This is a genomic window from Dolomitihabitans soli, assembly GCF_022213955.1.
Classification (GTDB): Bacteria; Actinomycetota; Actinomycetes; order Streptosporangiales; family Streptosporangiaceae; genus Streptosporangium_A; species Streptosporangium_A soli.
Genome location: NZ_JAKNTW010000008.1, coordinates 17,939 through 42,057 on the forward strand (window position 1 = coordinate 17,939; position 24,119 = coordinate 42,057).

The following is a 24,119-nucleotide window of genomic DNA, read 5'->3' on the forward strand; positions in this document are numbered from 1 at the left end:
GATCTACGCCTCGCCGGAGGTCAGACCGACCGGGCAGGCCACACCCGTGCCGCCGATTCCGCAGTAGCCGTTGGGGACCTTGTGGAGGTACTGCTGGTGGTAGGTCTCCGCGTAGTAGAAGGGGCCGGCGGAGGCGATCTCGGTGGTGATGGCGGGGTGGCCGGCCTCGGTGAGGACCTTCTGGTAGGCGTCGCGGGAGGCGAGGGCCGACTTCTCCTGGGCAGGTGAGTGGTAGTAGGCGGCGGAGCGGTACTGCGTGCCGACGTCGTTGCCCTGGCGCATGCCCTGGGTGGGATCGTGGGCCTCCCAGAAGACGCGGAGCAGCTCCTCGTAGCTCACCTTGGCGGGGTCGAAGACGACGCGGACGGCCTCGGTGTGTCCGGTTTGGCCGGAACAGACCTCCTCGTAGGTGGGGTTGGGGGTCTGCCCGCCCTGGTACCCGACGGCGGTGGTGATCACGCCGGGGGTCTGCCAGAAGATGCGCTCGGCACCCCAGAAGCAGCCGAGTCCGAAGTCGGCGATCTCCGAGCCCGGAGGGTACGGCGGCGCGAGCGAAGTGCCGAGCACCGCGTGGCGTTCCGTCACGGGCATCGGGGTCGAGCGGCCGGGGAGCGCGTCGCCCGCCGCGACCATGGATGTCTTGTCCTTGCCGAACAGCCAGCCCATCAGGCACCTCCATACAGGGAGCTCTCCCCTAACCGAACCACCGGCAGGGAGGGATTGTTCCAACGGTAAGCATCACTAAATAATGCCTCAAGGACTACTTATTTGTGCTGAAGCGGCATAAACGGCGAAACTGGGTGACATGCCTGATGAACGCCGCGGAGTCCTGTACGGCATGGCCGCGTATGCCATGTGGGGCCTGTTCCCGCTCTACTGGCCCCTGCTCGCGCCGTCCAGCGCGGTGGAGATCCTCGCGCACCGGATGGTCTGGACCCTGGTGGCGATCGTCGGCATCCTGGCCATCCGGCGACACTGGTCGTGGTTCGGCCCGCTGATCCGGCAGCCGAAGAAGATCGGCCTGCTGGTGCTCGCCGCGGCGATCGTCTCGCTCAACTGGGGCACCTACATCTACGCCGTCAACACCGGGCACGTCGTGGAGAGCGCCCTGGGCTACTTCATCAACCCGCTGGTCAGCGTCTTGTTCGGGGTGGTCCTGCTGGGTGAGCGGCTGCGCCGTCTGCAGTGGGCGGCGGTCGGCCTCGGAGCCCTGGCGGTGGTCGTGCTGACCGTCGACTACGGCCGGCTGCCCTGGATCTCGCTGGTCCTGGCGACGACTTTCGGCACCTACGGCCTGGTGAAGAAGTTCGCGAACGTGGGCGCCCTGGAGAGCCTCACCATCGAGTCGCTGGCACTGCTGCTCCCGGCCCTGGCCTACCTCGGGGTGTTGCAGTCGAACGGAACGGCCACCTTCGGCCAGGCGGGCACCGGGCACGTCCTGCTGCTGGTGCTCTCCGGAATCATCACGGCGGTGCCGCTGCTGTGCTTCAGCGCCGCCGCGATCCGGGTCCCGCTGACGGTGATCGGCCTGCTCCAGTACATCGCCCCGGTCCTGCAGTTCCTCTGCGGCGTGCTGATCCTGCGGGAGGCCATGCCGGCCAGCAGGTGGGCCGGGTTCACCATCGTGTGGATCGCCCTGGCCGTCTTCACCTGGGACAGCCTGCGCCGAGCCAGGACCATGCGCCGGGCCGCCGCGCCGGTGCCTCAGCCCGAACGCGCCACCACGTAATCGCAGAGCGCCATGAACGCCGTCTTGGCCGGAATGTCGGGCAGCGCCGCCAGATCAGCCCTGGCCCGATCGGCCCACCGGTGCAACTCCTCCCGGGCCCGGTCCATCGCCGGGTGCGCGCGCAGCAGCTCCAGCGTCTCCGCGATGTCCTCCTCCGTCACCGGCCCCGACAACAACTTCCGCAGCCGCATGTCGGCGGGCGAGTCGGCGGCCAGCACGTAGAGGACGGGGAGGGTGCGGATGCCCTCCCGCAGGTCGGTGCCCGGTGTCTTGCCGCTCTCCACCGAGGACGAGGCGACGTCGAGCAGGTCGTCGCCGAGCTGCCACGCGACGCCGATGGCCTCGCACGCGCTCGCGAGCCGTTCGATGACGTCGCCGGGCGCGCCGGCGAGCAGCGCGCCGAAGCGGCCGGAGGTGGCGATCAGCGACCCGGTCTTGTCCGCGAGCACCTCGATGTAGTGCTGCACCGCGTCCTCACCGGGGCGCGGGCCCATGGTCTCGCGGATCTGACCGCGCACCAGCCGTGAGAAGGTGCGCGCCTGGCTTCTGATCAGGTCGTTGCCGAGGTCGGCGAGGATCTCCGACGCCTGGGCGAACAGGTAGTCGCCGGTCAGGATGGCGACCGTGTTGTCCCAGCGGGCGTTGGCCGACGGCGAGCCCCGGCGCACGGGAGCCTCGTCCATCACGTCGTCGTGGTAGAGCGTCGCCAGATGGGTCAGCTCTATCACCACGGCGCCCGGCACCACGCCGGGCGAGTCGAAGTCCCCGAACTGCGCCGCGAGCAGCACCAGCGTCGCACGGAACCGCTTGCCACCGGCCTCGATGAGATGCTTGGACGCCTCCGTGATGAAGGCGTCCTCGCTCTCGACGGACGAGCGCAGCAGCTCCTCGACCGAAGCCAGTCCAGCAGCCATGTCCTGCGCCAACCGTTCGTCGACGAATGGCAGGTCAACAACGGGTGGCGCAGCCATACAGATCCCCTAACGAACGAACAAACTCGAGGCAGCCGCGTCGGCGAGATCGAACACGGGCTGCGGGTACACCCCGAGCACTACCGTAGCCGCTGCCGCGAGGGCGACCACAGCCGCGGTCCCCGCACTGGGCACCGCGATGGTCGGACCGTCGGCCGCGGGCTCGCTGAAGAACATCAGCACGATGACCCGGACGTAGAAGAACGCCGCGATCGCGGAGCTCACCACGCCGACGACGACGAGCGGGAGCGCCCCGCCGGCGACGGCCGCCGCGAAGACCGCGTACTTCCCGAAGAAGCCGGACGTCAGCGGAATCCCGGCGAACGCCAGCAGGAAGAAGGCGAAGATGCCGGCCAGCGCGGGCGAGCGCTTGCCGAGGCCGGCCCAGCGGGACAGGTGCCCGGCCTCGCCGCCCGCGTCGCGCACCATCGTCACGACGGCGAACGCGCCGACGGTCGTGATGCCGTAGGCGAGCAGGTAGAACAACAGGGCCGAGAGCGAGTTCGCGTTCTGGGTGGCCTCACCGGTCGCGATCACACCGGTGAGCAGGAAGCCCGCGTGCGCGATCGAGGAGTAGGCGAGCATCCGCTTGATGTCGGTCTGGGTGATGGCCAGGATGGCGCCCACGATCATGGTGAGGATCGCGATCCCCCACATGACCGGCCGCCAGTCCCAGTCGAGGTTGCCCAGCGCCACCCAGAAGACCCGCAGCACCGCGCCGAAGGCGGCGACGAGCGTGCCGGAGGCCATCAGGGCGGTGATCGGAGTCGGCGCGCCCTGGTAGACGTCGGGCTTCCACGCCTGGAAGGGCGCAGCGCCGATCTTGAAGAACAGACCGACGCCCAGCAGCGCCGTACCGAGGTACAGCAGCGTGTCCTGCCCGCCGACCCGGCCCAGCGCGTCGTTGATGCCGCCCAGGTCGACGGTCCCGGCGTAGCCGTAGATCATCGCCATGCCGTACAGGAAGAAGGCGGAGGAGAACGCGCCCAGCAGGAAGTACTTGACCGAGGATTCCTGCGACAGCAGGCGGCGCCTGCGGGCCAGGCCGCAGAGCAGGTACAGCGGGAGGGACATGACCTCCAGGCCGACGAACATGATCAGCAGGTCGTTCGACGCGGCGAAGAGCATCATGCCGCCGATGGCGAACAGCGCCAGCGGGTAGACCTCGGTGTGCGCGCCGCCCCGCGCGATCGCCTCCTCCTCGTCCGGCGAGCCCGGTACGGCTGCCGCGGAGGCCACGAAGTTGTCGTCGTCGTTGATCAGCAGCACGCTGACCACCGAGAGCACCAGGATGACGCCCCAGATGAACAGCGACGGGCCGTCGACCGCGATGGCTCCCATGGCGACCGCGGCGGTCGGCACGCCGTCCCTGAGCACCTGGACGATGACGAGCCCGAACGCGCCGAGCAGCGTGAGCATGGTGAGCGGGACGTGGATGGCCTTGCGCAGGTAGCGCGGGGCGAACGCCTCGATCAGCACCCCGACGATGGCGGCGCCGAACACGAGCAGCAGCGGCATGAGCTGCCCGTACTCGATCGTCGGCGGTTGGATGCCGTTCACTCGCCGGCTCCCTTCTGGTCAGCGACGGGTACGGCCGGCGTGAACTCGGTGACGGTGACGTTCGCCAGCGTCTTGTCCACCGCGGGGTTGATCACGTCAAGCAGCGGCTTGGGGTAGAAACCGAGCGCGATGATCAGGGCGATCAGCGGTGCGATCACCCACTTCTCCCGGCCGTTGAGATCCTTCATGCCGGCGACCGCCTCGGTCGTCGGGCCGTTGGCCACCCGCTTGTACATCCACAGGATGTAGATCGCGGCGAGCACGACTCCGGCCGTCGCGATGGTCGCCGGGACCGGGTAGGTCTGGAACGAGCCGATCAGCACCATGAACTCGCTCACGAAGGAGGAGAGTCCCGGCAGCGCCAGCCCGGAGAGGCCGGCGACGAGGAAGGTGCCGGCGAGGATGGGGGCAACCTTCTGGACGCCTCCGTAGTCGGCGATGTAGTTCGAGCCCCTGCGGTAGATCAGGAACCCGGCGATCAGGAACAGCGCCCCGGTGGAGAAGCCGTGGTTGACCATGTAGAGCGTGGCGCCGGTGGCCGCGTTCTGGCTCATCGCGAAGACGCCGAGGGCGATGAAGCCGAAGTGCGAGATCGACGTGTAGGCGATGAGCCGCTTCATGTCGGTCTGGCCGATGGCCACGATCGCGCCGTAGACGATGCCGACCACGGCGAGCACCAGGACCAGCGGGGTGAAGAACTTGGCGGCGTCGGGGAACAGCTCCAGGCAGAAGCGGAGCATGCCGTACGTGCCGACCTTGTCCAGCACGCCGACCAGCAGCACGGCCGCGCCGGCCGGGGCCTGGGCGGCGGCGTCGGGCAGCCAGGTGTGGAAGGGCCACAGCGGCGCCTTCACCGCGAAGGCGATGAAGAAGCCGGCGAACAGCCACTTCTGTGTGGTCGGGTCGGTGATGGCCCCGATCAGCTCGGGGAACATGAAGGTGTTCTTCTCGGCGATCACGTAGAGCCCGATCACCGCGACCAGCATGAGGAGCCCGCCGAACAGCGAGTACAGCAGGAACTTCACCGCGGCGTAGGACCGCTGGGCGCCGCCGTACGACCCGATCATGAAGTACATCGGGATGAGCATGGCCTCGAAGAACACGTAGAACAGGAAGATGTCGGTCGCCGCGAAGACGCCGATCATCATCGCTTCGAGGACCAGCAGCAGCGCGAAGTAGGTCTTCACCGAGCGCTTGGGCGGGGCGTCCGCGCCCGTCCCGTCGGCGTCGTGCCAGGAGGCCAGCACGACGATCGGCACCAGCACCGCCGACAGCACGATCAGCACCAGCGCGATGCCGTCGACCGCCAGACCGAAGTGGACCCCGAAGCGCGGGATCCATTCGTAGGTCTCGTCGAACTGGAACCGGGTGCCGCGCGGCGAGAACTGGACCGCCATCACCAGGGTCAGGGCCAGCACGACAAGGGACACCACCAGCGCGAGCTGCTTGGCGAGCTTGTCGTTGCCCTTCGGAAGGAGGGCCACGCCCACCGCGCCCAGCACGGGCACGGCGATCAGTGTGGAGAGCCAGGGCATCAGAGGTTCCCTACGAGGAGCAGAGCGCCGGCCACCACGGCAGCGCCGAAGAGGATGGACAGCGCATACGATCTCGCGAAGCCCGTCTGGATGCGCCGGAGCCGACCCGAGGTCCCCCCGATCATCGCGGCGAGGCCGTTGACCAGGCCGTCGATGCCGCGGTTGTCGAAGAAGACGGCGAAGCGGGTCGCCCACTGGCCCGGCCGCATGAACAGCGACTCGTTGATCGCGTCGCCGTACAGGTCACGCCGGGCGAAGGTGGTGAGGAAGGAGCCGCGCGGGGCGACCACCGGCACCTGAGCCCTGCCGTACTTCATCCAGGCGAAGGCGGCGCCCACGGCGACCAGCGCCAGGGTGGCCAGGCCGGGGACGCTGAAGAAGTGGAAGACGGGGAGTTCCGCCGGACGGCCCACCGCGGGTGCGAGGAACTGCATGAACGTGTTGCCCAGGATCAGGTAACCGCCCAGGAAGATCGAGCCGACCGACAGGATGATCAGCGGCCAGGTCATCACGGCCGGCGACTCGTGCGGGTGCGCGTCATCGGCCCAGCGCTTCTCGCCGAAGAAGGTCATGAAGACCATCCGCGACATGTAGAAGCCGGTGATGCCCGCGCCCACCACGGCCAGCCAGCCGAGGATCGCGCTGTGGTGCATCGCGGTCTCGATGATGCCGTCCTTGGTGAAGTAACCGGACAGCAGCGGGAACCCGATGATCGCCAGATAACCGATGAAGAAGGTGGCGAAGGTGACCGGCAGGAACTTGCGCAGCCCGCCGTACTTCCGCATGTCGACCTCGTCGTTCATGGCGTGCATGATCGAACCGGCGCCGAGGAACAGGTTGGCCTTGAAGAAGCCGTGCGTGATCAGGTGCGCGATGGCGAAGGCGTAGCCCGCCGGGCCGAGGCCGGCGGCGAGCATCATGTAGCCGATCTGCGACATCGTCGAGCCGGCGAGGCCCTTCTTGATGTCGTCCTTCGCGGTTCCGATGATCGCACCGGCGAGCAGCGTGACGACACCGACGATGGTGACGACGAGCTGGGCGGTCGGCGCCAGTTCGAAGATCGCGCCAGACCGGACCACCAGGTAGACACCGGCGGTGACCATCGTCGCGGCGTGGATCAGGGCGGAGACCGGGGTCGGGCCCTCCATCGCGTCGAGCAGCCACGACTGGAGCGGGACCTGCGCCGACTTACCGCACGCGCCGAGGAGCAGCAGCAGGCCGATCACGGTGAGCACGCCCTGGTCGGCGCCGCCCGCGGCCCCGAAGACCGGGCCGTAGGCGACCGAGCCGAACGTGGTCCAGATGACGAAGATGCCGATCGCGAGGCCGAAGTCGCCGACCCGGTTGACGATGAACGCCTTCTGGGCGGCGGTCGCCGCGGACGGCTTCTGCTGCCAGAACCCGATCAGCAGGTACGACGCGAGGCCGACGCCCTCCCAGCCGACGTAGAGGCCGACGTAGTTGTCGGCGAGCACCAGCAGCAGCATCGCCGCGACGAACAGGTTCAGGTAGGCGAAGAACCGGCGCCGAGCGGGGTCGTGCGACATGTAGCCGATCGAGTAGATGTGGATCAGCGATCCCACACCGGTGATCAGCAGGGCGAAGGAGATCGACAGCGGGTCGATCAGCACGCCCATGTCGACCATGCCGGGGATGAACTGGAACAGTTCCACCCCCCTGCGCCGCTGGGCCTCGGGCAGGCCGATCAGCTCGACGAAGGCGAGCACCGCCACGACGAACGACGCCAGCGACATGGCCACGCCGAGGAGGTGACCCCAGCGGTCGGTACGGCGTCCGCCCAGCAGCAGGATCGCGGCGCCCAGCAACGGGAGCGCGATCATGAGCCAGGAGACTCCGATCACACCTCCGGCATGCTGGATGATCTTCTCAGCGGGTTCCACTCGCCACCTCTTAGTACTTCAGCAGGTTGGCGTCGTCGACGGACGCGGACCTGCGGGTTCGGAAGATCGTCACGATGATGGCCAAGCCCACCACGACCTCGGCAGCGGCCACCACCATCACGAAGAACGCGATGATCTGGCCGTCCAGGTTGCCGTGCTGCCGGGCGAAGGTGACGAACGCGAGGTTGCAGGCGTTGAGCATGAGCTCCACGCACATGAAGACCACGATCGCGTTGCGCCGCACCAGCACGCCGACGGCGCCGATGGCGAACAGCAGCGCTGACAGCACCAGGTAGTGCGTCGTCACTTGCTCTCCTCCTCAACTGCCTGCTTGATGGCCTCGGCGAGCTTGGGGTCGTCGGGGAAGCGCTCGTCCTCGACGTCGTGCCGCGCGATGACCCGGTTGACCGACAGCTCCGAGACGGAACCGTCCGGCAGCAGCGCCGGCATGTCGTTGGCGTTGTGCCTGGCGTAGACGCCGGGACCGGGAAGCACGACGGAGCCGCCGGTGAGGAAGCGGGCACGGGCCAGGGCACGCTGGGTCGGCTTCTCGGTGAGCCGTTCGCGGTGCGTGAGCACCATCGCGGCCAGCGCCGCGGTGATCAGCAGCGCGGAGGCGACCTCGAAGGCGAACACGTGCCTGGTGAAGATCAGCTGCGCGAGCGCGGGGACGTTCCCGCCCGCCGTCTGGGTCGCGCCCAGCAGCCCGGCCGGCGGGCTGAGGACCGCGTTGCCCACCGCCAGCCCCAGCAGTACGGCGAAGCCGGCGCCGGCCACGATCGCCCAGAAGCGCTGGCCCTTGATGGTCTCCACCAGCGAGTCCGAGGAGTCGACGCCGACGAGCATCAGCACGAACAGGAACAGCATCATGACCGCGCCGGTGTAGACGACGATCTGCACCGCGGCGAGGAAGGGCGCGTCCTGGACGGCGTACAGCACGGCCAGCGAGAGCATCACCACGCCGAGCATGAGCGCGCAGTAGACGGCCCGACGGCTGAGGACGAGCCCCAGCGCGGCCGACACGGAGACGACCGCGAGCACCCAGAACGTGATGGTCTCACCCATTGTTACGTCCAAGCCGGTAGTAGTCCTCTTCGGTCTCACCCAGCCGCATCGCGTGCGGCGGCGGCTCCATGCCGGGACCGAGGGGGGCGAGCAGCATCTCCTTGGTGTAGATGAGGCTCTCCCGGCTCGAGTCCGCGAGTTCGTACTCGTTGGTCATGGTGAGCGCGCGCGTCGGGCACGCCTCGATGCACAGGCCGCACAGGATGCACCGCAGATAGTTGATCTGGTAGGTGCGACCGTACCGCTCGCCGGGGGAGAACCGGTCCTCCTCGGTGTTGTCCGCGCCTTCGACGTAGATCGCGTCGGCGGGACACGCCCAGGCGCACAGCTCGCAGCCGATGCACTTCTCCAGGCCGTCGGGCCACCGGTTCAGCTGGTGGCGACCGTGGAAACGCGGCGCGGTGGGCAGCTTCTCCTCGGGGTACTGCACGGTGACCGGGCGTTTGAACATGTGGTGGAAGGTCACCCCGAAGCCCTTGACGGGGTTGAGCCAATCAGTTGCTCCCACTGGGAACCTCCTTGCGATCCGCACCGTGATAGTGCGGCAAGTCCAGCGGCGGCACCGGGAATCCACCGGCCTCGGGCTCGTCGCGCAGTTGCTCGAACTCCGCCTCGACCTCGGCGGCCCTGTTCTCGCGGCGACGCTGGAGCACAGTATCGAAACGGAACCAGATCCCGAAGCAGCCGATGAGCACGATCGCCGCCAGAGTGAAGATCACTCCCCGGTTCGCGTCCTCGACCCGGAAGGCGCGCACGGTGGCGACCAGCATGATCCACGCCAGGTTGAGCGGGATCAGGACCTTCCAGCCGAAGGCCATCAGCTGGTCGTACCTGATGCGCGGCAGCGAGGCGCGCACCCAGATGAAGCAGGAGAAGACGAGCACCAGCTTGATGAAGAACCAGAGCATCGGCCACCAGCCGACGTTGGCCCCGTCCCACATCGAGATCGGCCACGGCGCCCGCCAGCCGCCGAAGAACAGCGTGATCGACACGGCCGAGACCGTGAAGACGTTGACGTACTCGCCCATCTGGATGAGCGCGAACTTCAGCGACGAGGAGTACTCCGTCTGGTAGCCGCCGACCAGTTCGCCCTCGCCCTCGGGCAGGTCGAAGGGCACCCGGTTGGTCTCACCGAGCATGGTGATCGCGTAGATCAGGAACGACGGGATCAGCAGCACGACGTACCAGGACGGGAGCGGGATGCTGAGCCCAGCGATCTCCCAGGTCCCCCCGTCGGCCTGCGCCGCGACGATCTCGGACGTGGACAGCGTCCCCGCGAACAGGAACACCCCGACGAACGACAGCCCCATCGCGATCTCGTAGGAGACCACCTGCGCACTGGACCGCAACCCCCCGAGCACCGCGTACGGCGAGCGGGACGACCACCCCATGAGCACGATGCCGTAGACGCCGATCGAGGCCATCGCCAGCACGAACAGCACCGCGACCGGCAGGTCGGTGAGCTGCAGCGGCGTCTCGACGCCGAACATCGAGACCATCGGCCCGAACGGGATGATCGAGAAGGCCATGAAGGCCGGGACCACCAGGATGATCGGGGCCACCGTGTAGAGGACCTTGTCCACCGTCCGCGGCAGCAGGTCCTCCTTCAGTCCCATCTTCACGGCGTCGGCCACGGACTGCAGCAGGCCGAACTTACCGGCCCGGTTGGGGCCGTACCTGTTCTGCATCCGTGAGATCAGCTTCCGTTCCATCCAGACGCCGAACATCACGCTCAGCAGCAGGAACACGAAGATGAACACGGCCTTGATGATGGAGATCCACAGTGGATCCTTACCGAAGTCGGCCAGGCTTGGCCCGGCCGGCACCGGGGCGAGCATGAGGTTCATGAGGCGCTCCCGATCTTGACGATGTCGCCGGCCGCGGCCCGGAGATCCCGGGTCACCGAGCAGCCCGCGGAGTTCGCCGGCAGCCAGACCACGCGGTCGGGAAGGTCGGCGACCCGGACCGGCAGGCTCACCGAGCCCTGCACCGTGGTCACACCGATCTTGTCGCCGTCCACGACCCCGATCTCCGCCGCGGTGGCCTCCGACAGCAACGCCTCGCCGGTCCGCGCGGTCCCCGCGAGGTACGGCTCGCCGTCCTGCAGGCGGCCCTCGTCGAGCAGCAGGTGCCAGGTGGCCAGCACGGCCTCGCCGGGCAGCGGCACGGCGACGGTCCGGCCGCCCATGGTGGGTGCGGCCGGCCGGGCGCCGCGCCAGGGGCCCATCCCGCCCAGCTCACGGCGGGCGGCGGCCGGGTCGGGCAGACCCAGGTGCACGTCCATGTGGTCGGCGATGGCCGCGATGGCCTGCAGGTCGCTCAGCACGCCGGGGACCTTGACGGCCGCCTCGAACGTGCGCCCGCGGCCCTCCCAGTCGACGAACGTGCCGCCCTTCTCGGTGGAGGTCGCCACCGGCAGCACCACGTCGGCGCGGTCGGTCACGGCGCTGACCCGCTGTTCGAGGCTTACGATGAACGGCGTGTTCTCCAGCGCGGCGAGGACCGCGTCGGGGTCGGGCAGGTCGTAGGGGTCGACTCCGGCGATCACCAGCGCGTCGAGCTGCTCGTTCAGCGCGGCGGCGAGGATGGCCGAGGTCTCCCTGCCGGGGGTGCTGGGCAGGCTCGTGACGTTCCAGACCCTGGCCACCTCGGCCCTGGCCGCCTCGTCGTCGACCGGGCGGCCGATCGGCAGCAGGTTCGGCAGCGCGCCGGCCTCGATCGCGCCGCGCTCGCCGGCCCGGCGGGGCACCCAGGCGAGCCGGGCCCCGGTGGCGGCGCTCAGCCGCAGCAGCGCGGAGAGCGCGCCGGGAACGCCCGCGAGGCGCTCGCCGGCCAGGATCACCGCGCCCGGCTGCTTGAGCCCTTCGGTGGCGGCGGCGTCACCGGAGACCAGGTCGGAGATGACCTCGGTCTCCGCGCCCGGCTGCGCGCGCAGCAGCGTGCCGCGCATCTTGGCGAGCCCGGCGGAGGCGAACGGGGCGATCCCGAAGACCTTCAGGCCGCGCTTGCGCGTCGCCTTGCGCAGCCGCAGGAAGACGATCGGCGACTCCTCTTCGGGCTCGAAGCCCGCCAGGAGTACGGCAGGCGCCTTCTCCAGGTCGCGGTAGGAGACCTCGATGCCCTTGCCCGCCACCGAGTGGGCGAGGAACTGGGTCTCCTCGGCGGAGTGGGCGCGGGCCCGGAAGTCGATGTCGTTGGTGTCGAGCGCGATCCTGGCGAACTTGGCGTAGGCGTAGGCGTCCTCGACGGTGACCCGGCCGCCGACCAGCACCCCGGCGCTGCCGCGTGCCTTGGCGAGCCCGGCCGCCGCGGCGGCGAGCGCCTCGGGCCAGGAGGCCGGCACCAGCTGGCCCGACTCGTCACGGATCAGCGGGCTGCGCAGGCGGTCGGCCTGGCTCGCGTAGGCGAACGCGAAGCGGCCCTTGTCGCAGTTCCACTCCTCGTTGACCTGCGGGTCGTCGCCGGCCAGGCGCCGGGTGACCTTGCCCCTGCGGTGGTCGGTGCGCAGCGAGCAGCCGCTGGCGCAGTGCTCGCACGCGCTGGGGCTGGAGACCAGGTCGAACGGGCGGGCCTTGAAGCGGTAGGCGGCGCTGGTCAGCGCGCCGACCGGGCAGATCTGGATGGTGTTGCCGGAGAAGTACGACTCGAACGGCTCGCCGTCCGCGGTCCTGACCTGCTCCTTGGCGCCCCGCTCGAAGAACTCGATCAGCGGGTCGCCGGCGATCTCATCCGCGAAGCGGATGCACCGGGCGCACTGGATGCAGCGCTCACGGTCGAGCAGGACCTCGGTGGACAGCGGGATCGGCTTGTCGAAGGTGCGCTTCTCCTCCTCGAACCTGGTCTCGCCCTGGCCGTTGGACATGGCCTGGTTCTGCAGCGGGCACTCGCCGCCCTTGTCGCAGACCGGGCAGTCGAGCGGGTGGTTCAGGAGCAGCATCTCCATCACCCCGCGCTGCGCCTTCTCCGCGACCGGGCTGGTGAGCTGCGTCTGGACCACCATGCCCTCGGTGCACACGATCGTGCACGAGGCGGCGGGCTTGGGCATGCCCTGGATGGTGACCAGACACTGCCGGCAGGCCCCGACCGGGTCGAGCAGCGGGTGGTCGCAGAACCTCGGGATCTGGATCCCGAGCAGCTCCGCGGCCCTGATCAGCAGGGTCCCCTTCGGGACGCTGACCTGGAACCCGTCGATCGTGAGGCTGACGAGATCGACCGGCTGGTCCACGGGGCCCGTGGAGGTCGTCTGTACTGTCATGCGTTCCCCCACACTGTGGACGCAGCGGGATCGAACGGGCAGCCGCCGATCTCGAAGTGCTTGAGATATTCGTCGCGGAAGTGCTTCACCGACGAGTGGATCGGGCTCGTCGCGCCGTCGCCGAGCGCGCAGAACGACCGGCCGAGGATGTTGTCGGCGATGTCGGTGATCGTACCGATGTCGTCTTCGGTGCCCTGGCCCTTCTCCAGCCGCCTGAGCACCTGCTTGAGCCAGTAGGTGCCCTCACGGCATGGGGTGCACTTGCCGCAGGACTCGTGGGCGTAGAACTCGGTCCACCGCAGTACGGCGCGGACCACGCAGGTGGTCTCGTCGAAGATCTGCAGGGCCCGGGTGCCGAGCATCGATCCCTTCGCGCCGACCGACTCGAAGTCGAGCGGCACGTCGAGGTGCTCGTCCGTGAAGATCGGAGTCGACGACCCGCCCGGCGTCCAGAACTTCAGCTGGTGGCCCTCGCGGATGCCGCCGGACATGTCGAGCAGTTCGCGCAGCGTGATGCCGAGCGGCGCCTCGTACTGTCCCGGCCTGGTCACGTGGCCGCTCAGCGAGAAGATGCCGAAGCCCTTGGACTTCTCGGTGCCCATCGAGGCGAACCAGTTGGCGCCGTTGGACACGATGCTGGGAACGCTGGCGACCGACTCGACGTTGTTGATGACAGTGGGGCAGGCATAGAGCCCCGCGACAGCCGGGAAGGGAGGCTTGAGCCGGGGTTGGCCGCGGAATCCCTCCAGCGAGTCGAGCAGCGCCGTCTCCTCACCGCAGATGTAGGCGCCGGCGCCGGTGTGCACCACGAGCTCCAGGTCGTACCCCGAGCCGAAGACGTCGCTGCCGAGGAAGCCCTTCTCGTACGCCTCGGCCACGGCGGCGCGGAGCCGCCGGACGACGTGCACCACCTCCCCGCGCACGTAGATGAACGCGTGGTTGGCCCGGATCGCGTACGAGGTGATGATCACGCCCTCGATCAGCGCGTGCGGGTTGGCCATCATCAGCGGGATGTCCTTGCAGGTTCCCGGCTCCGACTCGTCCGCGTTGACGACCAGGTAGTGCGGTTTGCCGTCGCCCTGCGGGATGAAGCCCCACTTCATGCCGGTGGGGAAGCCCGCGCCGCCGCGCCCGCGCAGGCCCGAGTCCTTGACGGCCTGGATGATGGTGTCCTGCTCCATGCCGAGCGCCGTACGGGCCGCCGCGTAGTCTCCGTAGCCCTGCAGGGTGAAGGCGTCGGGCCGGTCCCAGTTCTCGGTGAGGACCGGAGTCAGGGTGGTCATTCGGAGTCCTCCCTGGAGGGTGCGGTCCAGCCGTTGGCCTTGGCGATCCGGAGGCCCTCAAGGGAGGGGCCGGCCGCCGCGGGTCCGTCGCCGGCCAAGCCGTCGGACATGCCCGCGAGCACCCGGGACGCATCCTTGAAGCTGCACAGCTTCTTCGGACCGCGGGTCGGCGAGGGCTCCTTGCCGTCGCGCAGGTCGTCGACGAGCTGCTTGGCCGAGGCCGGGGTCTGGTTGTCGAAGAACTCCCAGTTGACCATCATCACGGGGGCGAAGTCGCAGGCGGCGTTGCATTCGAGCCGCTCCAGCGAGACCTTGCCGTCGGGAGTGGTCTCCTCGTGGCCCACGCCCGCGTGCTCGGTCAGCTCCGACCAGATCTGGTCGCCGCCCATCACCGCGCACAGCGTGTTGATGCACACCCCGACGTGATACTCGCCGACAGGCTTGCGCTTGTACATCGTGTAGAACGTGGCGACGCCGACGACTTCGGCCTTGGTCAGGCCGAGGATCTCGGCGCAGAACTGCTGGCCGTTGTCGGAGACGTAGCCGTCCTCCGACTGCACCAGGTGCAGCAGGGGCAACAGCGCCGAGCGTGACTTCGGGTAACGCCCGATGATCTCCTTGGCGTCGCGTTCGAGCCGCTCACGGACTTCCGGCGAGTAGCCGGCATTCATGCCGCCGCTCATGGTCGCGCTCCCCTCCTCCCTCATCGGTTCGGCGCTCAACGGTCCACACCTCCCATGACCGGGTCCAGCGAGGCGACCGCCGCGATCACGTCGGCGATCATGCCGCCCTCGCAGGTCGCCGGGATGGCCTGCAGGTTGGTGAAGGACGGGTCGCGGAAGTGCACGCGGTACGGGCGCGTGCCGCCGTCGCTGACCACGTGGGCCCCGATCTCGCCGCGCGGCGACTCGACCGCCGCGTACGCCTGCCCGGCGGGCACCCGGAATCCCTCGGTCACCAGCTTGAAGTGGTGGATCAGGGCCTCCATCGAGGTGCCCATGATGTGCGCGATGTGGTCGGGCGAGTTGCCGAACCCGTCGGGGCCGAGCGCGAGCTGGGCCGGCCAGCCGATCTTCTTGTCCTCGATCATCACCGGCTGGCCCTTGAGCTCGGCTCCGGAGACGCGGTCCAGCGCCTGGCTGATGATCTTGAGCGACTGCTCCATCTCGGCCATCCTGACCAGGTACCGGCCGTAGACGTCGCAGGTCTTCTCGATGGGGACGTCGAATTCGTAGGTCTCGTACCCGCAGTAGGGCTGCGACTTGCGCAGGTCCCACGGCAGGCCCGCGGCCCGCAGCACCGGACCCGTCACGCCGAGCGCCATGCACCCGGTGAGGTCGAGGTAGGCGACGTCCTTGGTGCGGCGCGTGTAGGCCGGGTTCTCGTCCAGCATCTTGCGCATGTCCTTGATGCGCCCCGGCATGATCTTGAGGAACTCACCGATCTTGTCGACCGCCCCGGCGGGCAGGTCGACCGAGACGCCGCCCGGCCGGATGTAGGCCATGTTCATCCGCAGGCCGGTGATGTACTCGAACAGGTCGAGCACCAGCTCCCGCTCACGGTTGCCGAACAGGAAGGGCGTGGTCGCGCCCAGCTCCATGCCGAACGTGGCGATCGCCATCAGGTGCGAGGAGATCCGGTTGAGCTCCATCATCAGCACCCGGATGACCTGCGCCCGCTCCGGGATCCGGTCGGTGATGCCGAGCAGCTTCTCGACACCCATGCAGTACGCCGTCTCGTTGAAGATCGGCGAGAGGTAGTCCATCCGGGTGACGAACGTGGTCCCCTGGGTCCACGTCCGGAATTCCATGTTCTTCTCGATGCCGGTGTGCAGGTAGCCGATGACCGTGCGGGCCTCGGTGACCGTCTCACCGTCGAGCGTCAGGACCAGCCGGAGCACACCGTGCGTGGACGGGTGCTGCGGGCCCATGTTGATGACCAGCCGCTCCTCGTCGGCGCCGGAGACCGCGCCGACCACTTCGTCCCAGTCGTTGCCCGAGACCGTGAAGACCTTGCCTTCCGCGGCTTCGTCATATGCGGTGCTCATGCGTACGACCTCCTCTCGTCCGGCGCGGGGATCTCGGCGCCGCGGTACTCGACCGGGATGCCGCCCAGCGGGTAGTCCTTCCGCTGCGGGTGACCGTCCCAGTCGTCGGGCATCTCGATCCGGGTCAGCGCGGGGTGCCCGTCGAAGATGAGCCCGAAGAAGTCGTAGGTCTCCCGTTCGTGCCAGTCGTGGGTCGGGTAGACCGACATCGTGGAGGGAACATGCGGGTCGCTGTCGGGTGCGCTGACCTCGACGCGGAGCCGGCGGTTGTGCGTGAGCGAGCACAGGTGGATGACCGCGCGCAGTTCGGCGCCGGTCTCGTGCGGGTAGTGCACGCCCGAGACGCCGAGCGACAGCTCGAACCGGAGCGCGGGATCGTCGCGCAGGTGCTGGAGCACCTCGACCAGCCGTTCGCGCTTCACGTGGAAGGTGAGTTCGCCACGGTCGACGACGACGCGCTCGACCGCGTCGGACAGGTCGCCGCCGAGGACGCGCTCCAGCCCGTCGGCCACCTCGTCGAAGTCGCCGGGTGCCCCGGCGGCGCCCACCGGGCCACCGTAGGGGCGCGGTGAGGAGAGCTGCGGCGCGCGCCGTACGACCAGGCCGCCGTAGCCCGAGGTGTCGCCGCCGTCCGCGGCGCCGAACATGCCGGTGCGGGCGACCGGCTCTTCGGGTACGCCCGGGAGGTTCTCAGTCACTTGGCCCCCTGGTCGATGAGCGGCAGCGAGCGGAGCGCCTGCAGTTCGAGCTCGTCGATCTGCTTCGCGCGGTGCGGGCCGAACTTGGTGTTCTGGATCTTGTCGTGCAGCTTCACGATCGCGTCGATCAGCATCTCGGGGCGCGGTGGGCAGCCCGGCAGGTAGATGTCGACGGGCACGATGTGGTCCACACCCTGCACGATGGCGTAGTTGTTGAACATGCCGCCGCTCGACGCGCAGACGCCCATCGAGATGACCCACTTGGGCTCGGCCATCTGGTCGTAGATCTGGCGGAGCACCGGCGCCATCTTCTGCGACACCCGGCCGGCCACGATCATCAGGTCGGCCTGGCGCGGAGTCGCCGAAGCGCGCTCCATGCCGAAGCGCGCGAGGTCGTGCTTGGGACCGCCGGTGGCCATCAGCTCCATGGCACAGCAGGCCAGGCCGAACGTGGCCGGCCACACGGAGTTCTTCCGCGCCCAGCCGGCGAACTGTTCGAGCGTGCCCAGGAGGAATCCGCTGGGGAGTTTTTCTTCAAGTCCCATTTCTTCAGTCCCAATCCAGGCCCTTGCGGCGCCAGACATAGGCGTAGGCCACCAGCACCGTGACGATGAACAACACCATCTCGACCAGGCCGAACACCCCGAGCTGGTCGAACGCGACCGCCCAGGGGTAGAGGAAGATGATCTCGATGTCGAACACGATGAAGAGCATCGCCGTGATCATGTATTTCAGCGGGAATCGGCCGCCGCCGACCGGCTGGGGTGTCGGCTCGATGCCGCACTCATAGGCGTCGAGCTTGGCGCGGTTCCAGCGCCTGGGACCGGTGATGGGTGCGATCGCCACCGAGAAGACCGCAAACCCCGCCGCGAGAACGGCGAGCACCAGGATGGGCACATAAAGCTCCATCGCTACGCGTCCTCTCCCATCTCCACGCGCGCGGGCGCGCGGTCAGTGTTGGTGTGTCGGGCAAGTCCAGGTAGGGCGCTCATCGTTCGTTCCAGGGGCCGGAGGTCTGCGGGTGTCATGCCGGTGGCGCGACCTTCGACAGAGCGTTGATGATGCGGTCTGACGCGTCGCCTCGCCGGTCGGTGAGATTAGCAAGTAGTTTCAACGCGAACCTCATCAGGCGGGGATGTGGCAACGCATGCCTGGTCGTGAAGCTCATCACACCCGGTTTGCCGATCGCGTCGACGAACATCCTGCCGAGAGTGAAATAGCCACCATAGGCTTCCTTCAACACTCCAGGGTAGGCCCGCAGCAAACGCTCTCGTTGCGCCGGGGTGACTCTTGACAACGCCTGCACGATCGTCTCGGCCGCGATGTGCCCGGTCTCCATCGCGTAGGCGATGCCCTCGCCGTTGAACGGGTTGATCATGCCGCCCGAGTCGCCCACCAGGACGAGGCCGCGCGTGTAGTGCGGCTGCCGGTTGAAGGCCATCGGCAGCGCGGCGCCCCTGATCGGACCGCGCATGTTCTCCTCGGTGTAGCCCCACTCGGGGGGCATGTTCTTCACCCAGCGGCGCAGCAGGTCACGGTAGTCGATGTTCTTGAACGCCTCGCTGGTGTTCAGCAGCCCGAGACCGACGTTGCTGGTCCCGTCGCCGACGCCGAAGATCCATCCGTAGCCGGGGAGCAGGGTCTTGTCGTCCCACAGCTCAAGCCACGTCTCAAGGTAGTCGTCGTCGTGGCGCGGGCTCTCGTAGTAGGTGCGCACGGCGACGCCGATCGGCCGGTCCTCGCGCTTGTGCAGGCCCATGCCCAGCGCCAGCCGGGTGGAGTTGCCGTCGGCGGCCACGACCAGACGCGCCCGGTAGGTGACCGGCTCGCCGTCCTTCTTCGCGGTGACGCCGACGATGTGCCCACTCCGGTCGTCGAGCACCGGGCCGGTGACGTTGACGCCCTGCAGCAGGCGCGCGCCGCCCCTGACCGCGTTCGTCGCCAGGATCTCGTCGAAGTCCTTGCGCACCCGGACGAGGCCGAAGTCGGGGAAGTTGGTCAGCTCCGGCCAGTCGAGTTCGAACCGCATGCCGCCACCGACGACGCGCAGTCCCTTGTTCCTGACCCAGCCGGGAGCGTCGATGTCGATGCCCATCGAGATGAGCTGCTTGACGGCTCGCGGGGTGAGCCCGTCACCGCAGACCTTCTCCCTGGGGAAGGTCGTCTTCTCCAACAGCAACACGTCCAGGCCTGCCTGGGCGAGATAGAAGGCGGTGGTTGAGCCGGCGGGCCCGGCGCCGACGACGATTACGTCGGCGTCAGCCTCAGCGGCGTTCCGCTGTGCGGCGGCTGGCTCGGTCACGGGACCTGTCCTGTCCTACACGCTCGACGGCCTCGGAAAAATATGGGGCCTTCGTTCCTTTGTGAACCTCTTCACAAACTTGTCGGCCCGAAGTCTAGCCCCTTTTGCACATCGGTTGACAGCCCGGCACCCTTACCGGTGAGTAACCACCCCAAAAGCACGTGAAGCAAGTGGATTGCCCCTCCACGTCACGACTCGCCGTACTCGCGATCGAGCCGGCCGACCGGCCACTCAGGCAGGACACTCAGGCAGGCCCATCCAGACGAACAGGGAGTCAGGCCACCTGGGAGGAGGACGGCGCGCCGGGCTTGCGGGCGCGGTGCAGCGCGACGACGCCGAGGCTGAGGTTGCGCCAGGCGACGCGCTCCCATCCGGCCGACTGGATCATGCGGGCGAGGGTGGCCTGGTCGTGCCATTCGCGGATCGACTCGGCGAGGTACTCATAGGAGTCGTCGTTGGAACCGATCGCGCCGGCGACCTTGGGCAGCAGACGCATGAGGTACTGGGAGTAGATGAGGTCGAAGGACTTGACCGGCGGGTGGGAGAACTCACAGATCACCAGGCGGGCGCCCGGCTTGGCCACCCGGAGCATCTCGCGCAGCGCCTGCACGGTGTCGTGGACGTTGCGCAGGGCGACGGAGATGGTGACCGCGTCGAAGACCTCGTCGGCGAACGGCAGGCGCAACGCGTCACCGGCGGCGAAGCTGACCCCGCGCACGCCTCCCCCGCTCAGCCCCGAGGAGCCGCGGCGGCGCACGCCGGTCCTCAGCATGCCGATCGAGAAGTCACAGGCGATCGCGCGCGCCCCCAGCGTGGTGAAGGCGTCGGTGGAGGTGCCGGTGCCCGCCCCGAGGTCGAGGACCAGCTCGCCGGGGCCCGCGTCGACGGCGGCCGCGGTGGCCTTGCGCCACAACCGCACCTGCCCGAGCGAGATCACGTCGTTCACCAGGTCATATCGTCGCGCGGTCCGATCGAACATCGCGGCGACCTCGTGTGGCTGCTTCTCCAACGATGCGCGGGTCATGCGGGACAGCCTAGGCCGTAGGTCCGACGGAAAACGAAGCGGGCACGAGGAGATATAAACGGAAAGTGTCGGCACGGCTACACAGAGTCTGCTACCTATTCAGGAATGCTCGCCCGAACAGCAGCCGTGGCCGCGGCACTGACCGTCATCCCGTCCGGGATCGCGACCGCCGCCGCCCCTCCGCCAGGCGCCACCTCCCTCAAGGTCGCGCACAGCAAGGTCGTCTCGGCCGACCCGGTCGGCCACACGCCACACGTCCTCGACGGCATCGTCAACGCCATCGCGCTCGTCGGCCGCACCGTGGTGGTCGGCGGCGACTTCAGCCAGGTGCGCGCCGCCCGTCTCGGCCCCACGCTCGACCGCGACAACCTCTTCGCCTTCGATCTCGTCACCGGCCAGATCCTGCCCGACTTCGCCCCCGGCGCCGACGGTCCCGTGCACGCGCTGGCCCCCGGCGCCGACGACACCGTCTACGTCGGCGGCGCCTTCGCCTCGATCGACCACGGCGGAAGCCGCGCGCTGACCCGGCTGCGGCTCGCCGACGGCGCCCCGGCGCCGGGCTTCGCGCCACGAGTGGCCGGCGGCAGCGTCTTCACCCTGGCCGTGCAGAACGGGAAGCTGTACGCCGGAGGCGACTTCAACCGGGTGGGCCGCTTCCCCCGCCTGGCGATCGCCGCGCTGGATCCGGCGACCGGAGCCGCCGACCCCGGATTCACCATCACCCCGGATGAGCCGCGGCGCGGCCAGTACAAGGTCTACGCTCTCGCGGCCAGTCCGACCCGGCTGGCGGTCCTCGGCAGCTTCGGCACGCTCGACGACTTGCCGCGGGGACAACTGGGCCTGATCGACATCAGCCGCCCGGCCGCGAAGGTCGCCCCTTGGCGGACGGACGCGTACGCGACGAATTGCAAGGACGCGTTTCCGACCTACGTCAGGGGAGTGGATTTCTCACCCGCAGGAGACTACTTCGTGGTGGTCACGACAGGCGGCCGTGGCGGATCTCGGAAACTATGCGACACCGCCGCGCGATTCGAGACTTTCTCCCGAGGTGACACGATCAAACCAACCTGGGTAAACCACACGGGTGGTGACTCGCTGTACTCGGTCGCCGTGACCGGAGCGGCGGTCTACGTGGGCGGGCACCAACGCTGGCTCGACAACCCGGGAGGCAGCGACAGCGCCGGTCCGGGAGCGGTCGCCCGGCCCGGCATCGGCGCCATCCACCCACGCACCGGCAAGGCCCTGTCCTGGAACCCGACCCGTGACCGCGGGATCGGCGTCAAGGCCTTTCTTCCCCACCGGGGCGGTCTGCTGGTTGGGAGCGATACGACTCGGCTGGGCCGGGAGTATCATGCGCGGGTCGGGATGTTCCCGCTTTCGTGAGGCGCGAACTCATCGCATCACGCTGCTTGGACAGCAAGACGTAGCTCGCGAGGCCGCTGAGCACGAAGGCCGCGATCAGGACCAGCGGCCAGTTCCGCAGGCCGAGCAGGTAGATCACGCCGACGGCCACGACGAACAGGCCGATCCGGGACGCTGTGTAAACGAGAACGGGACGCACAGCGTCGAGGTTACGTCACTCTCACGGCGGAGCGGTCGCTCTTCGCATCGGCTGCGGGCGCTGATAGTGTGCCCAACACCGCCTTTTGTAAAGAAACACCCATGAGAGCCCCAAAGAGGCTCTATCATATAACAATCGGGCAGTTGGCCTATAACAACCCGTGATCTTTGCTGAAAACCACGGATAAAACAGGCTTCGCTCGGCACACTGGTTACCTGTCCGCCCGCTGGCAGGAAGCGGGATGCGAGGGGGAGAGATTGTGGAGAGTAGCAGCGAGCGTCTGCTGACACCCGGTGAGGTTGCCGCCCTCTTCCGGGTCGACCCGAAGACGGTTACCCGCTGGGCGGCGGCCGGCCGCATCAGCAGCATTCGAACCCCCGGAGGGCACCGGCGCTTCCGCGAGTCGGAAGTTCACGCCCTCCTACGCGGTGAGGATGTCCTAACGGCCGACCGGCCAACCGGCGAATCCCCGCGCGTCTGACGACGAGTCGTCAACCACGGTGATCCTGCGCGCCCACCCGGAAGCCGCAGGGTCACCGTAGACCACCGCGACGCGATCTCTTTCACCTGCCTCTCGCCGCACGAACTCTCCTGCACCAGCCTCTCCCCAAGGCGCTCCCGTACGGCGAGGACACGAGGACCGGCCCGCGGCTCACGTCTCCTGGTCGGCCTTGAAGGCGAGGAACTCCCGCTCGAGGTCGTCGTTATCGTCCCGCCAGCGCCGCCGCCGTTCGGCCAGCTGTTCCTCGGTGAATGATTCGGCGAGCCAGCGATCGTATTCCGGGTCGCCCGGCGAGATCTCGACATACGCGTTGCCGATCAGGCGCCCGTCATCGCTGGCAAGGCTCTGCGGCACGCGCAGGGTCCCGTCGGCGAGCCGGATGACGTTCATGGTCTGACCTTCCCGATAAGTCTCAGATTCCGTAGCGCCGATTGAAGAACAACATGACGTTGAGCGCCATCCGCGTGTCTCCGCCGAGCATGTCCACCAGGGCGGGCCGCTGGCGGGAGGCGATCGCGGCGAAGGCGTCGGCGAAGAACTCCTTGCGTCCCAGCCCGCCCGGCTGGCGGTGGAAGGCGGACGCGAAGAGCGGCTCGCACTGCTCGTAGAGGCTGACGAACTCCGGCAGGTCGGAGACCCATTCCCCCGGCCGGGAGTCGACGTCGTCGAGGGCGTGCCCGACCTCGTGCATCATCACGTCGGGCGTGGGCGACGGCCGGTCACCGACGACGATCTTGCGGTCGCCGTACGCCCCCGCGCAGATGTCCCACGTCGCCCGGCCGGACGGCAGCGGCGCGCCGCGCAGATAGCCCATGTCGTCGAGATCGGGGACTCCGCCGGGCCCGACGTAGATGCCTTCGAGTCCGTCGGCCAGCTTGGCCTTCAGCCGCTCCGGTAACCGTGCGAGGCTCTCGACCGCCCGTACGGACTCGATCGGCGGCGGTCCGAGGCGAGAGTCCCACTGGCGGTGCACGACCTTTTCGAGGGCCCCGCAGTGCCGCAGGCCGTCTCCCATGTCGGGCGTCTCCGGCGAGTTCGGCCGCGCCCTGGGCCGCTCGTCGTCGAGCTCGAAATCCTGCCAGGTGTACTGCGGCCGATCCACCACCGACGCCGCGACCACCGGCCCACGCTCGATCCGCCGCTCTGCCTCACGCGGCGGCTCCCTGACGGTCTCGCCCCGGTGCGGCGAAGCGTACGGCCCGCGCTGCCACCAGCGACTTCCTCGCCGATGCCGGCCCTTATCGCCCGACTGCGCCATCGAACCCCTCTGCATCCGCGTGGATTCCCGGCTTCCACGGTACGACGCCGGTCTTCGCGCGTCATCCGTTATGTCCGATGACATTGAACAGCGGACGCGATGGTCCCGTCGATGGCTTACAGTGCGGGCATGCCCTTGGTTCTCGGCCTGGCCTTGCTGGCCTTCTGGCTTTACTGCCTGTTCGACGTCATCACGACGCCCGACCAGGAGACCAGAAACCTGCCCAAGATTCTTTGGGTTCTCATCGTGGTGCTACTGGTCGTCATCGGAGGCCTGTTCTGGCTCCTCCTCGGCCGCCCCAGAGACCCCAGAGCCCCCGCCCCAGCGCCCGGTGACGGCAGCGCCCAGCAAGCCCCCAGAGGCCCCGACGACGACCCCGACTTCCTCAAGGACCTCGACCGCCGCCTCAAGGAAGAAGACTGAGGCGA

Annotated in this window: 25 protein-coding genes; 4 read left to right on the top strand and 21 right to left on the bottom strand. The window is 68.4% G+C overall.

The genetic code is table 11. The annotated features are described in order from the left end of the window. Positions 1-3 precede the first annotated feature (3 nt). Entirely contained in the window at positions 4-666 is a 663-nt protein-coding gene (gene msrA / locus MBA17_RS17760) for a peptide-methionine (S)-S-oxide reductase MsrA (RefSeq protein ID WP_238497608.1), read from the bottom strand. 139 nt (positions 667-805) lie between these two features. On the opposite strand from msrA, the gene rarD reads away from it, so the two are divergent. Next, the gene (rarD, locus tag MBA17_RS17765) at positions 806-1,729 is read left to right on the top strand and encodes an EamA family transporter RarD (RefSeq protein ID WP_238497609.1); all 924 of its coding nucleotides are present in this window, start codon (positions 806-808) and stop codon (positions 1,727-1,729) included. Here rarD and MBA17_RS17770 read toward each other — a convergent pair. The 17 genes from MBA17_RS17770 to MBA17_RS17850 form a co-directional block, all read right to left on the bottom strand. Beyond that, positions 1,705-2,700 (bottom strand): polyprenyl synthetase family protein, encoded by a 996-nt coding sequence (locus MBA17_RS17770; protein WP_238497610.1) that lies wholly within the window; start codon positions 2,698-2,700, stop codon positions 1,705-1,707. The two genes, rarD and MBA17_RS17770, sit on opposite strands and share 25 nt — an antisense overlap. 9 nt (positions 2,701-2,709) lie before the next feature. Further along, positions 2,710-4,218, bottom strand: coding sequence for an NADH-quinone oxidoreductase subunit NuoN (nuoN, locus tag MBA17_RS17775; RefSeq protein ID WP_238497994.1), 1,509 nt, complete (start codon positions 4,216-4,218; stop codon positions 2,710-2,712). Positions 4,219-4,256: 38 nt separating this feature from the next. Beyond that, positions 4,257-5,795, bottom strand: coding sequence for an NADH-quinone oxidoreductase subunit M (locus MBA17_RS17780; RefSeq protein ID WP_238497611.1), 1,539 nt, complete (start codon positions 5,793-5,795; stop codon positions 4,257-4,259). Beyond that, positions 5,795-7,636, bottom strand: coding sequence for an NADH-quinone oxidoreductase subunit L (gene nuoL, locus MBA17_RS17785; RefSeq protein WP_238497995.1), 1,842 nt, complete (start codon positions 7,634-7,636; stop codon positions 5,795-5,797). The genes MBA17_RS17780 and nuoL overlap by 1 nt, the downstream gene beginning before the upstream one ends. A gap of 70 nt (positions 7,637-7,706) precedes the next feature. After that, positions 7,707-8,003, bottom strand: a complete 297-nt coding sequence (nuoK, locus tag MBA17_RS17790) for an NADH-quinone oxidoreductase subunit NuoK (protein ID WP_238497612.1) — start codon at positions 8,001-8,003, stop codon at positions 7,707-7,709. Continuing rightward, the gene (locus MBA17_RS17795) at positions 8,000-8,761 is read right to left on the bottom strand and encodes an NADH-quinone oxidoreductase subunit J (RefSeq protein WP_238497613.1); all 762 of its coding nucleotides are present in this window, start codon (positions 8,759-8,761) and stop codon (positions 8,000-8,002) included. The genes nuoK and MBA17_RS17795 overlap by 4 nt, the downstream gene beginning before the upstream one ends. Beyond that, complete coding sequence (nuoI, locus tag MBA17_RS17800) at positions 8,754-9,269, bottom strand: NADH-quinone oxidoreductase subunit NuoI (RefSeq protein ID WP_455432783.1); 516 nt, start codon at positions 9,267-9,269, stop codon at positions 8,754-8,756. Before nuoI ends, MBA17_RS17795 begins: the two co-directional genes overlap by 8 nt. Then, on the bottom strand, positions 9,256-10,608 hold the full coding sequence (gene nuoH / locus MBA17_RS17805; protein ID WP_238497614.1) for an NADH-quinone oxidoreductase subunit NuoH: 1,353 nt from the start codon (positions 10,606-10,608) through the stop codon (positions 9,256-9,258). The genes nuoI and nuoH overlap by 14 nt, the downstream gene beginning before the upstream one ends. Then, positions 10,605-13,016 (bottom strand): NADH-quinone oxidoreductase subunit G, encoded by a 2,412-nt coding sequence (locus MBA17_RS17810; RefSeq protein WP_238497615.1) that lies wholly within the window; start codon positions 13,014-13,016, stop codon positions 10,605-10,607. The genes nuoH and MBA17_RS17810 overlap by 4 nt, the downstream gene beginning before the upstream one ends. Next, positions 13,013-14,299: an NADH-quinone oxidoreductase subunit NuoF gene (nuoF, locus tag MBA17_RS17815; protein ID WP_238497616.1), complete on the bottom strand. Its 1,287-nt coding sequence runs from the start codon at positions 14,297-14,299 to the stop codon at positions 13,013-13,015. The genes MBA17_RS17810 and nuoF overlap by 4 nt, the downstream gene beginning before the upstream one ends. Next, complete coding sequence (gene nuoE, locus MBA17_RS17820) at positions 14,296-14,970, bottom strand: NADH-quinone oxidoreductase subunit NuoE (RefSeq protein ID WP_238497997.1); 675 nt, start codon at positions 14,968-14,970, stop codon at positions 14,296-14,298. Before nuoE ends, nuoF begins: the two co-directional genes overlap by 4 nt. A 47-nt stretch (positions 14,971-15,017) precedes the next feature. Further along, complete coding sequence (locus tag MBA17_RS17825) at positions 15,018-16,346, bottom strand: NADH-quinone oxidoreductase subunit D (RefSeq protein WP_238497617.1); 1,329 nt, start codon at positions 16,344-16,346, stop codon at positions 15,018-15,020. After that, positions 16,343-17,044: an NADH-quinone oxidoreductase subunit C gene (locus MBA17_RS17830; protein WP_455432784.1), complete on the bottom strand. Its 702-nt coding sequence runs from the start codon at positions 17,042-17,044 to the stop codon at positions 16,343-16,345. The genes MBA17_RS17825 and MBA17_RS17830 overlap by 4 nt, the downstream gene beginning before the upstream one ends. Continuing rightward, positions 17,041-17,589 carry a NuoB/complex I 20 kDa subunit family protein gene (locus tag MBA17_RS17835; RefSeq protein ID WP_238497618.1) on the bottom strand — a complete coding sequence of 183 codons (549 nt, stop codon included), beginning with the start codon at positions 17,587-17,589 and terminating at the stop codon, positions 17,041-17,043. The genes MBA17_RS17830 and MBA17_RS17835 overlap by 4 nt, the downstream gene beginning before the upstream one ends. A gap of 4 nt (positions 17,590-17,593) precedes the next feature. After that, positions 17,594-17,953, bottom strand: coding sequence for an NADH-quinone oxidoreductase subunit A (locus MBA17_RS17840; RefSeq protein ID WP_238497619.1), 360 nt, complete (start codon positions 17,951-17,953; stop codon positions 17,594-17,596). A 115-nt stretch (positions 17,954-18,068) separates the two neighbouring features. Next, positions 18,069-19,346, bottom strand: coding sequence for a geranylgeranyl reductase family protein (locus tag MBA17_RS17845; protein WP_238497620.1), 1,278 nt, complete (start codon positions 19,344-19,346; stop codon positions 18,069-18,071). A 274-nt stretch (positions 19,347-19,620) separates the two neighbouring features. Then, positions 19,621-20,370, bottom strand: coding sequence for a demethylmenaquinone methyltransferase (locus tag MBA17_RS17850; RefSeq protein ID WP_238497621.1), 750 nt, complete (start codon positions 20,368-20,370; stop codon positions 19,621-19,623). Between the two features lie 105 nt (positions 20,371-20,475). On the opposite strand from MBA17_RS17850, the gene MBA17_RS17855 reads away from it, so the two are divergent. Then, the gene (locus MBA17_RS17855; RefSeq protein ID WP_238497622.1) at positions 20,476-21,753 is read left to right on the top strand and encodes a hypothetical protein; all 1,278 of its coding nucleotides are present in this window, start codon (positions 20,476-20,478) and stop codon (positions 21,751-21,753) included. Here MBA17_RS17855 and MBA17_RS17860 read toward each other — a convergent pair. Continuing rightward, positions 21,650-21,931: a DUF4229 domain-containing protein gene (locus MBA17_RS17860; RefSeq protein ID WP_455432785.1), complete on the bottom strand. Its 282-nt coding sequence runs from the start codon at positions 21,929-21,931 to the stop codon at positions 21,650-21,652. The genes MBA17_RS17855 and MBA17_RS17860 overlap by 104 nt on opposite strands. 241 nt (positions 21,932-22,172) lie before the next feature. On the opposite strand from MBA17_RS17860, the gene MBA17_RS17865 reads away from it, so the two are divergent. Next, positions 22,173-22,412 (top strand): BldC family transcriptional regulator, encoded by a 240-nt coding sequence (locus MBA17_RS17865; protein WP_185054627.1) that lies wholly within the window; start codon positions 22,173-22,175, stop codon positions 22,410-22,412. Positions 22,413-22,583: 171 nt separating this feature from the next. Here MBA17_RS17865 and MBA17_RS17870 read toward each other — a convergent pair whose 3' ends face one another. Both MBA17_RS17870 and MBA17_RS17875 read right to left on the bottom strand, forming a co-directional pair. Continuing rightward, the gene (locus tag MBA17_RS17870; RefSeq protein WP_238497623.1) at positions 22,584-22,823 is read right to left on the bottom strand and encodes a hypothetical protein; all 240 of its coding nucleotides are present in this window, start codon (positions 22,821-22,823) and stop codon (positions 22,584-22,586) included. A gap of 22 nt (positions 22,824-22,845) precedes the next feature. After that, positions 22,846-23,553: a hypothetical protein gene (locus tag MBA17_RS17875; protein WP_238497624.1), complete on the bottom strand. Its 708-nt coding sequence runs from the start codon at positions 23,551-23,553 to the stop codon at positions 22,846-22,848. A 267-nt stretch (positions 23,554-23,820) separates the two neighbouring features. Between MBA17_RS17875 and MBA17_RS17880 the strand changes: the two genes are divergently transcribed. Further along, entirely contained in the window at positions 23,821-24,114 is a 294-nt protein-coding gene (locus MBA17_RS17880; protein WP_238497625.1) for a PLDc N-terminal domain-containing protein, read from the top strand. The last annotated feature ends 5 nt before the right edge of the window (positions 24,115-24,119 follow it).

Coding starts and splice junctions, on each gene's coding strand:
- msrA (WP_238497608.1), bottom strand. CDS start 666: ATGGGCTGGCTGTTCGGCAAGGACAAGACATCCATGGTCGCGGCGGGC.
- rarD (WP_238497609.1), top strand. CDS start 806: ATGCCTGATGAACGCCGCGGAGTCCTGTACGGCATGGCCGCGTATGCC.
- MBA17_RS17770 (WP_238497610.1), bottom strand. CDS start 2,700: ATGGCTGCGCCACCCGTTGTTGACCTGCCATTCGTCGACGAACGGTTG.
- nuoN (WP_238497994.1), bottom strand. CDS start 4,218: ATGCCGCTGCTGCTCGTGTTCGGCGCCGCCATCGTCGGGGTGCTGATC.
- MBA17_RS17780 (WP_238497611.1), bottom strand. CDS start 5,795: ATGCCCTGGCTCTCCACACTGATCGCCGTGCCCGTGCTGGGCGCGGTG.
- nuoL (WP_238497995.1), bottom strand. CDS start 7,636: ATGATCGCGCTCCCGTTGCTGGGCGCCGCGATCCTGCTGCTGGGCGGA.
- MBA17_RS17795 (WP_238497613.1), bottom strand. CDS start 8,761: ATGGGTGAGACCATCACGTTCTGGGTGCTCGCGGTCGTCTCCGTGTCG.
- nuoH (WP_238497614.1), bottom strand. CDS start 10,608: ATGAACCTCATGCTCGCCCCGGTGCCGGCCGGGCCAAGCCTGGCCGAC.
- MBA17_RS17810 (WP_238497615.1), bottom strand. CDS start 13,016: ATGACAGTACAGACGACCTCCACGGGCCCCGTGGACCAGCCGGTCGAT.
- nuoF (WP_238497616.1), bottom strand. CDS start 14,299: ATGACCACCCTGACTCCGGTCCTCACCGAGAACTGGGACCGGCCCGAC.
- nuoE (WP_238497997.1), bottom strand. CDS start 14,970: ATGAATGCCGGCTACTCGCCGGAAGTCCGTGAGCGGCTCGAACGCGAC.
- MBA17_RS17825 (WP_238497617.1), bottom strand. CDS start 16,346: ATGAGCACCGCATATGACGAAGCCGCGGAAGGCAAGGTCTTCACGGTC.
- MBA17_RS17835 (WP_238497618.1), bottom strand. CDS start 17,589: ATGGGACTTGAAGAAAAACTCCCCAGCGGATTCCTCCTGGGCACGCTC.
- MBA17_RS17840 (WP_238497619.1), bottom strand. CDS start 17,953: ATGGAGCTTTATGTGCCCATCCTGGTGCTCGCCGTTCTCGCGGCGGGG.
- MBA17_RS17850 (WP_238497621.1), bottom strand. CDS start 20,370: ATGACCCGCGCATCGTTGGAGAAGCAGCCACACGAGGTCGCCGCGATG.
- MBA17_RS17855 (WP_238497622.1), top strand. CDS start 20,476: ATGCTCGCCCGAACAGCAGCCGTGGCCGCGGCACTGACCGTCATCCCG.
- MBA17_RS17865 (WP_185054627.1), top strand. CDS start 22,173: ATGCGAGGGGGAGAGATTGTGGAGAGTAGCAGCGAGCGTCTGCTGACA.
- MBA17_RS17870 (WP_238497623.1), bottom strand. CDS start 22,823: ATGAACGTCATCCGGCTCGCCGACGGGACCCTGCGCGTGCCGCAGAGC.
- MBA17_RS17880 (WP_238497625.1), top strand. CDS start 23,821: ATGCCCTTGGTTCTCGGCCTGGCCTTGCTGGCCTTCTGGCTTTACTGC.